This window comes from Streptomyces sp. NPDC053069, assembly GCF_044546895.1.
In the GTDB taxonomy this organism is placed as follows: domain Bacteria; phylum Actinomycetota; class Actinomycetes; order Streptomycetales; family Streptomycetaceae; genus Streptomyces.
The window spans coordinates 92,628-104,468 of sequence record NZ_JBITZN010000018.1 but is presented as its reverse complement, the minus strand read 5'-3'; the positions used below and the strand labels follow the sequence as shown (position 1 = coordinate 104,468).

Below are 11,841 nucleotides of genomic sequence, written 5' to 3'. Positions count from 1 at the left end.
GGGAGGTGATCGTACGGCTCCGCTGTGAGGGGATTGTGCGAGTCCGGGAATGGTCCGGAGCCGGGGATGTGCAGCCTCGGGGGTTATGTGACGGGGGCTCACGTTTGATTCCCCGCCGGTGACGCGCCCCTGCCCGTCACCCGCACTCCCGGGTCGGGTCGGCCGGCGGTGTCCATGTGTTGCCCTGCATCAGATTGCCCAGGCCCGACCACGCGAAGTTCATCAGGGTGGTCGCCGCCTGGCGGGCGGTGACTCCAGGCGTGGTGTTGGCCCACACGGCCAGCGACTCCGCCGCACCCACCAGTGCCTCGGCCAGCCCCGCCACCTCGTGCTCGGGCAGGTCGGGGGCCCGGTGGGCCTCGCGGGCCGCGGCCGCGACCAGCCGGGTCACGAACGCCACGATCTCCTCGCGCATCGCGGCGACCTCGGCCGCGAAGGGCTCCCCGTGCGTTCGGGCCTGGAGGTGCAGCACCGACCAGGCGTCGGGGTGCGCGGCGGTGTGCGCGAAGAAGGCCCCGAGCCCGTCCCAGAGCCGGCGGTCGGCGGGCAGGTCCGTGCGGACCCCGGCGCGGACGGCCTCCGTCAGGGCGGTGGCCTCGCGCCGGATGCAGGCGGTGAAGAGGTCTTCCTTGGAATTCAGGTACAGGTAGACCAAGGGCTTGGACACGCCGGCGAGTTCGGCGATCTCGTCCATCGAGGCGGCCATGTAGCCGCGTCGGCCGAAGATCCGCACGGCGGCGTCGAGCATCTGCTGCTCCCGCACCGCCCGCGGCATGCGCTTGGCCCTCGCCCCACCCATGAGGGCAAGACTAGTTGGACGCGGCTGCCCCGCCCTGCGCCCTCGCGGCGTCGTCGACGCCGTCCTCCTGGCTGCGGTTGGCGTCGAGGTTGGCCTTCATCCGGTCGACCCTGTCGACGATCTGCACCGAGGCCCGGTCCCGCTCCTTGCGCAGCACCACCCAGCTGATCGGCGCCGACAGGACCAGCGCCAGCAGCAGCACCCACAGGAAGTTCGAGTCGCCGAAACCGCGCGGGAAGATGCCGGAGTAGACGGCTCCCCAGACGACCACGAGGCAGCCGGCGAAGATGCCGAGGCGCATCAGCGTGTAGCGGAGCATCTCAATCCACTCGTCCGATTCCAAAAGGGGTCATCGTCCAGTGAAGCACGACCGGGGAGGGATCTTGCAGGGGGGTCAGCCGAGGGGCAGCAGCATGATCACGTCGTCGCGGTCGTCGCCGGGTGCCACCCGGATGGCGCCCGGCACCCGGCCGACCTCCTTGTAACCGCAGGAGCCGTAGAACCGCTCCAGGCCCAGGCCGCCCCGGCAGCTCAGCCGTATCGCGTCGATGCCGTCGAAGGTACGGGCCGCGTCCGCGGCGGCCGCCAGCAGCTCGCGGCCGTACCCCTTGCCCTGGTGCCTCGGGTGGACCATCACCGTGTACAGCCACACCCAGTGCTGCTGGAGCCGGTGCGTGTTGAAGGAGAAGAAGGCGGTCGCGGCCGGCTCGCCCGTCTCGTCACAGCCGACCAGCAGCCGGTGACGGCCCTCGGCCATGGCCACGAAGTGGCGCACCAGCTCCGGCCGGACGTCCTCCCGGCTCACCGGCGGCACGAAGCCCACGGCACCGCCCGCGTTGGAGACGTCCGTCCACAGGTCGAGGATGCCGTCGCGCAGGTCAGGGGTGATGGCGGGGTCCAGGGTGAAGGTAAGCGGCATGGGGCCACTTTAGCCATTACGGGAGGGGGATCCGTCACCCGAGGGCGCGCGCAGCCACCTTCAGGTCGGCCACGAGCCCCTGGTACGCGGCCTTCCTGTCCGCGTCGTCCTGCGCCCGCAGCACCGACGACGGATGCACAGTCGGCACCAGCCGCTCGGGCCGGCCGTGGATCTCCCGCTCCAGTACGGTCCCGCGCACCTCGCCCACCCGGAACGACGACCCGAGCAGCGCCTTCCCGGCCGTCGCACCGAGCACCACGATCAGTTCGGGCTCGACCAGCGCCAGCTCCGCGGCGAGCCACGGCCCGCAGGCGGTCATCTCCCGAAGGCTCGGGGCCTTGTGGATCCGGCGCTTGCGCGGCTCGGCCCGGGTGAACTTGAAGTGCTTGACGGCGTTGGTGACGTACGCCTCCGCCGGGTCGATGCCGGCTTCCTCCAGCGCCCTGTCGAGCAGCTTGCCGGCGGGGCCGACGAAAGGTCTGCCCTGGCGGTCCTCCTGGTCGCCGGGCTGCTCGCCGACGAGCATGACGCGGGCGTGCGCGCTGCCCGCGCCGAACACCGTCTGCGTGGCGTCCCGGTGCAGGGGGCAGCCACGGCATCCGGCGGCGGCTTCGCGGAGGGCGGCGAGATCGGCGCCCTCGGGGACGAAGGGCTCCGCCGTGTAGGCGTCCTCGGGGGCCTTCGTTGAAACCATGCCGGGCGGGTACCCCTTGTGCCCCGCCTTGTCACCGACCGGGCCGCGTCACACCCGCATCGGCTGGGGAGACTCCCTGCGGGCCGGGTCCGGGCCGTCGTACTCGCGGATGATCTCGTAGCGCGTGTTCCGTTCCACCGGGCGGAAGCCGGCGTCGCGGATCAGCTCCAGCAGGTCCTCACGGGTGAGCTTGTTCGGCGTACCGAAGTTGTCGGCGTCGTGGGTGATCTTGTACTCGACCACCGAGCCGTCCATGTCGTCCGCGCCGTGCTGCAGGGCCAGCTGCGCGGTCTGCACCCCGTGCATGACCCAGAAGACCTTCACATGCGGGACGTTGTCGAAGAGCAGCCGGGAGACGGCGAAGGTCTTCAGGGCTTCCGCACCGGTCGCCATCTGGGTGCGGGCCTGAAGGCGGTTGCGGATCTTGCCGTCCTTCATGTCCACGAAGTCGTGCTGGTAGCGCAGCGGGATGAAGACCTGGAAGCCGCCCGTCTCGTCCTGCAGCTCACGCAGGCGCAGGACGTGGTCCACGCGGTGGCGGGGCTCCTCGATGTGGCCGTAGAGCATGGTGCACGGGGTCTTCAGGCCCTTCTCGTGCGCCAGGCGGTGGATGCGGGACCAGTCCTCCCAGTGGGTGCGGTGGTCCACGATGTGCTGCCGGACCTCCCAGTCGAAGATCTCGGCGCCACCGCCGGTCAGCGACTCCAGGCCCGCGTCGATCAGCTCGTCCAGAATCTCCGAGGCGGAAAGACCGCTGATCGTCTCGAAGTGGTGGATCTCCGTCGCCGTGAAGGCCTTCAGGGAGACGTTCGGCAGGGCCTGCTTCAGCTCCCTGAGCGAACGCGGGTAGTAGCGCCACGGCAGGTTCGGGTGCAGGCCGTTGACGATGTGCAGCTCGGTGAGGTTCTCCGACTCCATCGCCTTGGCCAGCTTGACGGCCTCCTCGATGCGCATCGTGTACGCGTCCTTCTCGCCCGGCTTGCGCTGGAACGAGCAGTAGGCGCAGGAGGCCGTGCACACGTTGGTCATGTTCAGGTGCCGGTTGACGTTGAAGTGGACCACGTCGCCGTTCTTGCGGGTCCGGACCTCGTGCGCCAGGCCGCCGAGCCATGCCAGGTCGTCCGACTCGTACAGCGCGATGCCGTCCTCGCGGGTCAGCCGCTCACCGGAGCGGACCTTCTCCTCCAGCTCGCGCTTGAGTCCGACGTCCATGCCAACACCTTTCTACGACAGCACCGCCAACGGTATCCCTAGACCTCTTCGGGCAGCTCCCCGACCCGGTTCTCCCACTTCGTGGACAGCACGATGGTGGTACGGGTCCGGGACACACCGTTGGTGCCGCTGAGCCGGCGGATGGTCTTCTCCAGGCCGTCGACGTCCGACGAGCGCACCTTGAGCATGTAGGAGTCGTCGCCGGCGATGAACCAGCAGTCCTCGATCTCCGGCAGGTCCCGCAGCCGCTGGGCGACGTCCTCGTGGTCGGCGGCGTCGGAGAGCGAGATGCCGATCAGGGCGGTCACGCCGAGACCGAGCGAGGCCGCGTTCACCGTGGCGCGGTAGCCGGTGATGACACCGGCCGCCTCCAGCCGGTTGATGCGGTCGGTGACGCTGGGGCCCGACAGGCCGACGAGACGCCCCAGCTCCGCGTAGGAGGCCCGGCCGTTCTCCCTCAGGGCCTGGATGAGCTGCCTGTCCACCGCGTCCATGCGATCGAAGCCTTCCGCTGAAGAGGTCCGAAGTTGAAGAGAAGTACGTGCTTGCCGAACTAGCTCGGTGTGCCGCCGCCGAGCTCACCGCGCCACCGCCGGTACAGGCCGTGCTCGACGCCCGCCGCGTCCAGCACCCGCCCGGCGACGAAGTCCACCAGGTCCTGAATGTGAGTGGCGCCCGCGTAGAAGGCGGGCGAGGCCGGTACGACGGTGGCACCGGCGTCGTCCAGGGCGACCAGGTGGCGCAGGGTCTGCCCATTCAGGGGCGTCTCCCGCACCGAGACGACCAGCGTCCGGCGCTCCTTCAGGGTGACGCTCGCCGCACGCTGCAGCAGATCCTTGGACAGCCCGAGCGCCACACCGGCCACACAGGCGGTGGAGGCGGGCACGATGAGCATCCCCTTCGCCGGGTACGACCCCGAGGACGGACCGGCGGCGAGGTCGCCCGCGCTCCAGTACCGCACCGCGCTGACGTCCACGTCGAAGGTGCCGGGCTTGCCGTCGGCGCCCCGGGCCAGCCATTCGCGCAGGTCGTCCTGCCAGTGGGCGTCCCGGAACGAGATCCCCGTCTCGTCCAGCAGCGTCAGCCGCGAGGCCCGGCTGACCACCAGGTCGACCGCCTCCCCCGCCCCCAGCAGCGCCCGCAGCACGGCTGCCGCATACGGCGTCCCGGAAGCACCGGACACCCCTACGATCCAAGGCACGCGCTGCGTTTCTCCTGCGTTCACACCTTGAGCGTACCGGTGGGTCGGGCAGGGTTCAGGCCGGGTGGCCCGGGGTTCGTCAGACCGTCAGACCGCGCACCAGCAGATCGAGCAGGGCGCACACGAACAGGGCAATCCCGATGAAGCCGTTGACCGAGAAGAACGCCCTGTTGAGACGGGACAGGTCGTGCGGGCGCACGATGCGGTGCTCGTAGACGAAGGCGCCCGCCACGATCGCCAGGCCCAGCCAGAAGAAGGCACCGGCGTGCGTGGTCAGGGCGTACCAGACGAACAGGCCCGTCGTCACGGTGTGGCAGACCCGCGCGCCCCGGATCGCCGCCGGGATGCCGAAGCGGGCCGGGACCGACAGGACGCCGATCTCACGGTCGGTCTCGACGTCCTGGCAGGCGTAGATCAGGTCGAAGCCGCCGATCCAGACACCGACGGCGAGGCCGAGGATCACCGCGTCCCAGTTCCAGTGCCCGGAGATCGCGAGCCAGCCGCCGATGGGGCCCATGGACTGGGCGAGGCCGAGGATGGCCTGCGGGAAGTTCGTGAACCGTTTGCCGTAGGGGTAGACCACCATCGGGATGACGGCGACCGGGGCGAGGGCCAGGCACAGCGGGTTGAGCAGGGCCGCCGCGCCGAGGAAGACCACCAGGGCGATCAGGGCGCCCGTCCAGGCGTGCCGGACCGACATCGCGCCGGTCACCAGTTCCCGGTGGGCCGTGCGGGGGTTCCGGGCGTCGATCTCGCGGTCGATGATCCGGTTGACCGCCATCGCGAACGTGCGCAGGCCCACCATGCAGACGGTGACCAGCAGCAGCCGGACCCAGTGGATGGTCCTGTCCCACTCGTACATCGCGGTGAGGGAGGCGATGTAGGCGAAGGGCAGCGCGAAGACCGAGTGCTCGATCATCACCAGGCGCAGGAAGGCTTTCGTGCGTCCCGGCTGGGGGATCGCTGCGGAGGCGCTGCTCACAGGCCGTACTCCTTCCAGCGGCGGTCCACCAGGGCCGCCGTATCGGGGTCGGAGAGGACCATGTCCGGCCAGCCCCCGTCCCGGGTGTAGCCCTCCTCCGGCCACTTCTTGGTGGCGTCGATCCCCGCCTTGCCACCCCAGAACTGCTGGTAGGAGGCGTGGTCCAGGTGGTCGACAGGGCCTTCGACGACCGTGAGGTCACGGGCGTAGTCGGTGTTGCCGAGGGCCCGCCAGGCGACCTCGTGCAGATCGTGCACGTCGCAGTCGGAGTCCACGACCACGATCAGTTTGGTCAGGGACATCATGTGCGCCCCCCAGATCGCGTGCATCACCTTCTGCGCGTGCTTCGGGTACTTCTTGTCGATCGAGACGATCGCGCAGTTGTGGAAACCGCCGGCCTCGGGCAGGTGGTAGTCCACGATGTCCGGGACGATGATCTTGAGGAGCGGAAGGAAGAAACGCTCCGTCGCCCTGCCCAGCGGGCCGTCCTCGGTGGGCGGGCGGCCCACGACGATCGACTGGAGCAGCGGGCGCCTGCGCATCGTCACACAGTCGATCCTCAGCGCCGGGAACGGCTCCTGCGGGGTGTAGAAACCGGTGTGATCGCCGAAGGGGCCCTCCGGGAGCATCTCGCCGGGCTCCAGCCAGCCCTCCAGTACGACCTCGGCCTGAGCCGGCACCTGCAGGGGCACCGTCCTGCAGTCGACCATCTCGATCCGCCTGCCCGCGATGAACCCGGCGAAGAGGTACTCGTCGATGTCGCCGGGGAGCGGGGCGGTGGAGGCGTACGTGACGGCCGGGGGACAGCCGAAGGCGATGGCGACGGGCAGCCGCTCGCCCCTGCGCGCGGCCACCTGGTAGTGGTTGCGGCTGTCCTTGTGGATCTGCCAGTGCATGCCGATGGTGCGCTTGTCGTGGCGCTGCAGGCGGTACAGGCCCAGGTTCCGGATGCCGGTCTCGGGGTCCTTGGTGTGGGTCAGGCCCAGGTTGAAGAAGGAGCCGCCGTCCTTGGGCCAGGTGAACAGCGCCGGGAGCCGGTCGAGGTCCACCTCGTCGCCGTGCAGGACGACCTCCTGGACCGGGGCGCCCGCGGACTTGACCTTCTTCGGCGGCACGTGTGTCATCGCGCCGAGCTTGCCGAAGGCCTCGCGCACGCCGACGAACCCGTGCGGCAGCTCGGGCCGCAGCAGGCCGCCGATCTTCTCGGAGATCTCGCCGTACGACTTCAGGCCCAGCGCCTTCAGCAGGCGGCGGTCGGTACCGAAGACGTTCATGGCCAGCGGCATCGCCGAGCCCTTCACGTTCTCGAAGAGCAGGGCCGGGCCGCCGGACTTCTGCACCCGGTCGACGATCTCCCCGACTTCCAGATACGGGTCGACCTCGGCCTTGATGCGCTTGAGGTCGCCCTCGCGCTCCAGCGCCCGCAGCAGGGAGCGAAGATCGTCGTAAGCCATGCGCCCAAGTATCGCCGACCTACCCCTTTGTCCCTGCGCCCACCCCTGCCCGACCCGGGTCCGGCGTGGCTGGGATACTCGTCGATCATGAGACGTCGTCGCGTGTCACGGCTCCCGGCCCTGTTGGTCCCGCTGATCGCGCTCGCCGCGTGCACGCCGCAGCAGGACCCGGACAACTCCGCCGCATCCCCGGTGATCCGTATCCCGGCCGCCGAACGCCAGGCCGCCCCCGACCTCGGCGGCACCACGCTCGACGGCGGCCGCATCCGGCTGTCCGACTACCGGGGCAAGGTCGTCGTCCTCAACGTCTGGGCCGCCTACTGCGGCCCGTGCCGTGCAGAGGCGCCCGAACTCTCGCAGGCCCAGCGGCACTTGGCGACCAAGGGCGTCCAGGTGCTGGGCGTGGACACCGACGCCGAACGCTCGCAGGGCCGGGCCTTCGCGAGCGATCACCACCTGGCCTACCCGAGCCTGTACGACCCGGGCAGCCGGCAACTCGTCCACCGGACGCCTCCGAAGTACCTGGGGCAGGCGCTGCCGTACACGCTGTTCATCGACCGGAACGGGAAGATCGCCGCGCAGGGCCTGGTCGGGCTCACCGAGGCGGACGTGCGCACCATCACGCGTCCGCTGCTCGCCGAGAAGGCGGACGGGACGCGCTGAGCGGGGCTCAGTGGCCGGCCAGGCAGTGGTCGCTCTGACGCACCGGTGCCACCAGCCGGCTCAGCTCCATGAGGACGGTGTCGGTCTGCCGTACCGAGGCCGAGAGCGTGACCTCCACGGCGGGCCGGCGGCCGTAGGTGACGAGCAGGTCGTGCCCGTCGCGCGCGGCGGCCTCGCGCAGCACCCAGTCCACGCCGTTCACGGCGACGCACGGGTCCTTCGCCGGGGCGGGCGGGTTGAGGCCGCAGCGCAGTCGCACCTTCCCGTGGCCCCAGGCCGCGAGCCCCTCGTAGGTGAAGGGGTCACGCCGGTCGCCATCCAGGCGGTCCGGGTAGTGCGCGGCGATCCGGGCGCATGCCGGGTCCTTCGCCAGCGGCCCCTGCCGCATGCCGAACACCGGGGAGGCCAGTTCCCGTGCGACCAGCACGCCGCCGAGGACCAGGCCGCCGGCGGCCAGCCCGGCCGCCGCCCGTCTCCTGCGCCCGTCCGTCCTCATCCCGGCCACCTCTCCCCCGGTCCGCGGGCAGCGATCATGAAGGTGTCCATCATGACCACCCGCTACTCTGGCCCGGTCACCGGGGCCCTCTCACTTCGTCGGGGGATTGCACGCCATGCTCAGGTATCTGCCGTTCCTGCTGGTCCTGGCTCTGTGGATCTACGCCTTCGTGGACTGTCTGAACACCCCCGAGGAAGAGGTGCGGCATCTGCCGAAGGTCGCGTGGGTGATCATCATCCTGCTCTTCGGGGAGGTGCTGGTGGGCCCGGTCGCCTGGCTGATCACCGGCCGGGTGCGGCACGCCCGGGCCGACGGCTCGGCGTCCGCCTGGGTCGCGCCCGACGACAACCCCGAGTTCCTCAAGTCCCTCGGCAAGGACGACCGGGACACGTGATGGAGCTCCGGCTGCTCGTCACCTTCGAGAAGGTCGCCACGGTACTGAGTTTCACCCGGGCCGCGGCCGAGCTGGCGTACGCCCAGTCCAGTGTGACCGGTCAGATCCGCACCCTGGAGACCTCCCTCGGGGTGGAGCTGTTCGACCGGCTCGGCAGCCGGATCCGGCTCACCGAGGCCGGCGAGCGGCTGCTGCCGTACGCCCGGCAGATCATCGAGCTGACCGAGGAGGCGCGGGCGGTGGTCGTCGAGCCGGAGGAGCCGTCCGGCACCCTGACCGTCGGCACGATGGAGTCCCTGACCTCCTACCGGCTGCCGCCGCTGCTGGAGTACTTCCACCACCGCCATCCCAAGGTGCGGCTCGCGCTGCGCACCACCATCGGCGACGAGACCCGGCAGGCACTGCGCCAGGGCACGTACGACGTCGGGTTCCTGATGGAGGAGGAGACCGAGCACCCGGGGCTGGAGACCGCGGTGCTCACGGTGGAGCCGCTGGCCCTGGTCGCGGCGCCCGGACACGCCCTGGCCGGCGCTCGGGTCACGACGGCGGAGCTGACCGCGCAGCCCCTGCTCGCCACCGAGCCGGGCTGCGCCTACCGGGATCTGTTCGAGCGGAAGCTGACGACGCTGAAGCCCGTGGACTTCCTGGAGTTCGGCACGATCGAGGCCACCAAGCGCGCGGCGGCGGCCGGCCTCGGGGTCGCACTGCTGCCCGAGGTGACGGTCGCCGCCGAACTCGCGGAGGGCTCTCTCGTACGGCTCGGCTGGGAGCCGCCGTTCACGCTTCGGACGCAACTGGCGTGGCGGGCCGGGAAGCGGCTTCCGGCGCACGCGCGGCTGTTCGTGGAGCAGGCGCGGAGGCTGGTCGCCGAGCAGGACGGGCCAGCGTGACCCTCAGGCTCGCCGTCACGATCAGCGGGACGCCCAGCGCCTGCACGAGCCCGATGTGGTGGCCGTACACCGCCCAGTCCATGACCATCGCCACGGCCGGGTAGACGAAGGCGAGCACGGCGATCTTCGAGGTCGGCAGCTTGGCGTACGCGGCGTACATGAGGACGTACATCACGCCGGTGTGGATCAGACCGAGCCCGGCGAGCCAGCCCCAGCCCCGGCCGGTGCCGCTCATGGCGCCGAAGTCCGCGAAGGGCAGCAGCAGCGGGATGCCGACCAGGACCTGGACGAGGGCGATCAGATGCGGGCGGACGCCGGTGATCCGCTTGGTGACCAGGGTGGACAGGCCGTAGAGCAGGGCGGCGAGGAGGGCCTGGCCGATGCCGGTCAGATACGACCCGCCGCTCGCGAACTCTCCGGGTGTGACGCCCGAGACCAGGACCAGCCCGGCGAAGGCCACGGCGATCCAGCCGGCCTTGGCGGCGGTGAGCCGTTCACGGAACAGCAGGGCGCCGAGGAGGACCACGTAGAACGGCTGGGTGTGGTAGACGACCGTGGCCACGGAGATGGACGTGTTCCTGTACGACTGGAAGAGCAGCACCCAGTTGAAGACGATGAAGACCCCGCCGAGCACGGCGAGTCCGAGGGTGCGCCGGGTGAAGCCGTGATCGCGCAGCCAGCCACGGGCGGTGACATAGCCGCCGAGGGCGAGGGCGCCGAACAGGACGCGGAAGAAGACGACGTCGAAGGGCGGGGCTCCCGACTCGACGACGAAGACGCCGAGGGTGCCGGAGAGCATCATGGCGGTGGTCAGCTGGGCGGAGCCCTTGAGTTCCGGGGTCATGACACCGACGCTAGGGCCGGGTCCCGGCCGGGTTCCACGCACTGGTGCGGGACGCTGCCGATGGGGCCATCGGCGCCGCCGATACGGGCAGGTGACCGAGAAACCGTCGACTGAGTGGCCGTCAACTCCTCCCCCTGCGACGTCACTTCGCGGCCCGTAACGACTTGCCATCGCCCACCGGCGATGTTGTTAATGGTGGTCACTGAGTTGCGACGGATCGCCTGACCTCTGGGGGACAGAAACAGATGCAGACCGGCCAGCCACCCGAACGCCCGGCCCAGGATCCGCCGAGCGCGCAGACCGCTCCTCCGGCGCCTGCGGCCCCGCCCACCGCGCACACCGCGGCGCCGCTCATGCCGGACGTCCCCGCGCCGCCCGCGGTGCAGGAGCCGGACCGGGTCGATCTCCGGGTCAGCAAGCGGATCCTGTGGATCGGCGCGGCGGTGTACCCGCTGGCGAACATCGCCCGCGTCTACACCTTCGTCCTGCGGCCCAGGCGCAAGGAGGCGGTGCTGAGGTTCCTGCGGTACACCGCGGGGACGCTGATCGTCGGGTTCATCGCGATGCTGCCCAGCCTGCCCTCCCTCACGTTCGGCGGGGGCGCGGAGCAGCACTCCGGCGCCGCGGGCTACGTCACCTTCATCTGGATCGCGGCCGTGTGCATCGAGATCTACTTCCTCATCGACATGTTCTCCGTCCTGACCGCCGCCCCGCACCACGTCATGGCGGTCGAGACCTCGGGCGCCTCCACCGCGCTGGTCACCAGCCCGGACCCGCGCTACCTGGACCAGGTCGTCGGCCAGATCTCCTACGCCATCGATCATCCGGAGGCCGAGTTCAAGGTGACGGTGGAGAGCCTCACCGTCTCGCCGAGGAACTACTACTTCGGCGACAACGTCAACATGTACGGCGGCAGCGGAAACGTGGGGATCGGCGCATGAGCGGCACCAACTACTACTACGGCGACAACGTGAACATGTACGGCGGCCAGGGCAACCAGGGCATCGTCAGGAACGAGGGCGGCGCCGGAGCCGGGCAGCAGGACCCGGCCCTGGTCGCCGCCCTCGCCGAACTGACCGGTCTCATCGCCCAGTTGCGGGCGCAGGTGCCGGCGCCCGACGCCCAGCTCCTGGACGAGTCCCTGCCCGCCCTCAGCCCCGACGCCGCCGTGCCCGCGCTGGAGCGGCACCGGGCGCTGCGGGCGATCGCCGGGATCGCCGCCGCCGTCGGAGCGGTCGGCCAGCCGGTGGCCGAGGCCGTACGGGCGATCACCGCGATGGTCAGCGGGTAGCG

General features: G+C 70.4%; 16 protein-coding genes. 5 read left to right on the top strand and 11 right to left on the bottom strand.

Annotated features, from left to right (window positions below):
• Window positions 1–136 precede the first annotated feature (136 nt).
• From ACIGXP_RS33405 to ACIGXP_RS33365, 9 genes are all read right to left on the bottom strand, one after another.
• The gene (locus tag ACIGXP_RS33405; protein WP_399774756.1) at window positions 137–799 is read right to left on the bottom strand and encodes a TetR/AcrR family transcriptional regulator; all 663 of its coding nucleotides are present in this window, start codon (window positions 797–799) and stop codon (window positions 137–139) included.
• 10 nt (window positions 800–809) lie between these two features.
• The gene (locus ACIGXP_RS33400) at window positions 810–1,118 is read right to left on the bottom strand and encodes a DUF4229 domain-containing protein (protein ID WP_363214239.1); all 309 of its coding nucleotides are present in this window, start codon (window positions 1,116–1,118) and stop codon (window positions 810–812) included.
• 75 nt (window positions 1,119–1,193) lie between these two features.
• Window positions 1,194–1,718 (bottom strand): GNAT family N-acetyltransferase, encoded by a 525-nt coding sequence (locus tag ACIGXP_RS33395; protein ID WP_399774753.1) that lies wholly within the window; start codon window positions 1,716–1,718, stop codon window positions 1,194–1,196.
• A 34-nt stretch (window positions 1,719–1,752) separates the two neighbouring features.
• Window positions 1,753–2,412: a UdgX family uracil-DNA binding protein gene (locus ACIGXP_RS33390; protein WP_363214241.1), complete on the bottom strand. Its 660-nt coding sequence runs from the start codon at window positions 2,410–2,412 to the stop codon at window positions 1,753–1,755.
• Window positions 2,413–2,460: 48 nt separating this feature from the next.
• Window positions 2,461–3,624 carry an aminofutalosine synthase MqnE gene (gene mqnE, locus ACIGXP_RS33385; RefSeq protein WP_363214242.1) on the bottom strand — a complete coding sequence of 388 codons (1,164 nt, stop codon included), beginning with the start codon at window positions 3,622–3,624 and terminating at the stop codon, window positions 2,461–2,463.
• Window positions 3,625–3,662: 38 nt separating this feature from the next.
• Window positions 3,663–4,118: an Lrp/AsnC family transcriptional regulator gene (locus ACIGXP_RS33380; protein WP_363214243.1), complete on the bottom strand. Its 456-nt coding sequence runs from the start codon at window positions 4,116–4,118 to the stop codon at window positions 3,663–3,665.
• A 59-nt stretch (window positions 4,119–4,177) separates the two neighbouring features.
• On the bottom strand, window positions 4,178–4,825 hold the full coding sequence (locus tag ACIGXP_RS33375; RefSeq protein ID WP_363214245.1) for a UbiX family flavin prenyltransferase: 648 nt from the start codon (window positions 4,823–4,825) through the stop codon (window positions 4,178–4,180).
• Between the two features lie 79 nt (window positions 4,826–4,904).
• Window positions 4,905–5,807 (bottom strand): menaquinone biosynthesis prenyltransferase MqnP, encoded by a 903-nt coding sequence (mqnP, locus tag ACIGXP_RS33370; RefSeq protein WP_399774748.1) that lies wholly within the window; start codon window positions 5,805–5,807, stop codon window positions 4,905–4,907.
• On the bottom strand, window positions 5,804–7,261 hold the full coding sequence (locus ACIGXP_RS33365; protein ID WP_363214247.1) for a menaquinone biosynthesis decarboxylase: 1,458 nt from the start codon (window positions 7,259–7,261) through the stop codon (window positions 5,804–5,806). The genes mqnP and ACIGXP_RS33365 overlap by 4 nt, the downstream gene beginning before the upstream one ends.
• An 87-nt stretch (window positions 7,262–7,348) precedes the next feature.
• Between ACIGXP_RS33365 and ACIGXP_RS33360 the strand changes: the two genes are divergently transcribed.
• Window positions 7,349–7,924 carry a TlpA family protein disulfide reductase gene (locus ACIGXP_RS33360; RefSeq protein WP_399774746.1) on the top strand — a complete coding sequence of 192 codons (576 nt, stop codon included), beginning with the start codon at window positions 7,349–7,351 and terminating at the stop codon, window positions 7,922–7,924.
• A 7-nt stretch (window positions 7,925–7,931) separates the two neighbouring features.
• Here ACIGXP_RS33360 and ACIGXP_RS33355 read toward each other — a convergent pair whose 3' ends face one another.
• Entirely contained in the window at window positions 7,932–8,420 is a 489-nt protein-coding gene (locus ACIGXP_RS33355; RefSeq protein ID WP_399774744.1) for a DUF3515 family protein, read from the bottom strand.
• Between the two features lie 115 nt (window positions 8,421–8,535).
• Here ACIGXP_RS33355 and ACIGXP_RS33350 point away from each other — a divergent pair, with 115 nt between their 5' ends.
• Entirely contained in the window at window positions 8,536–8,814 is a 279-nt protein-coding gene (locus tag ACIGXP_RS33350; RefSeq protein ID WP_399774742.1) for a PLD nuclease N-terminal domain-containing protein, read from the top strand.
• Window positions 8,814–9,704 carry a LysR family transcriptional regulator gene (locus tag ACIGXP_RS33345; protein WP_363214303.1) on the top strand — a complete coding sequence of 297 codons (891 nt, stop codon included), beginning with the start codon at window positions 8,814–8,816 and terminating at the stop codon, window positions 9,702–9,704. Before ACIGXP_RS33350 ends, ACIGXP_RS33345 begins: the two co-directional genes overlap by 1 nt.
• On the opposite strand, the gene ACIGXP_RS33340 is transcribed toward ACIGXP_RS33345, so the two are convergent.
• Window positions 9,592–10,548 carry a DMT family transporter gene (locus ACIGXP_RS33340; protein ID WP_399774740.1) on the bottom strand — a complete coding sequence of 319 codons (957 nt, stop codon included), beginning with the start codon at window positions 10,546–10,548 and terminating at the stop codon, window positions 9,592–9,594. The genes ACIGXP_RS33345 and ACIGXP_RS33340 overlap by 113 nt on opposite strands.
• Window positions 10,549–10,793: 245 nt before the next feature.
• On the opposite strand from ACIGXP_RS33340, the gene ACIGXP_RS33335 reads away from it, so the two are divergent.
• Together ACIGXP_RS33335 and ACIGXP_RS33330 are read left to right on the top strand one after the other, a co-directional pair.
• Entirely contained in the window at window positions 10,794–11,489 is a 696-nt protein-coding gene (locus ACIGXP_RS33335) for a DUF6232 family protein (RefSeq protein ID WP_399774737.1), read from the top strand.
• Window positions 11,486–11,839: a hypothetical protein gene (locus tag ACIGXP_RS33330; RefSeq protein WP_363214253.1), complete on the top strand. Its 354-nt coding sequence runs from the start codon at window positions 11,486–11,488 to the stop codon at window positions 11,837–11,839. The genes ACIGXP_RS33335 and ACIGXP_RS33330 overlap by 4 nt, the downstream gene beginning before the upstream one ends.
• Window positions 11,840–11,841 lie beyond the last annotated feature (2 nt).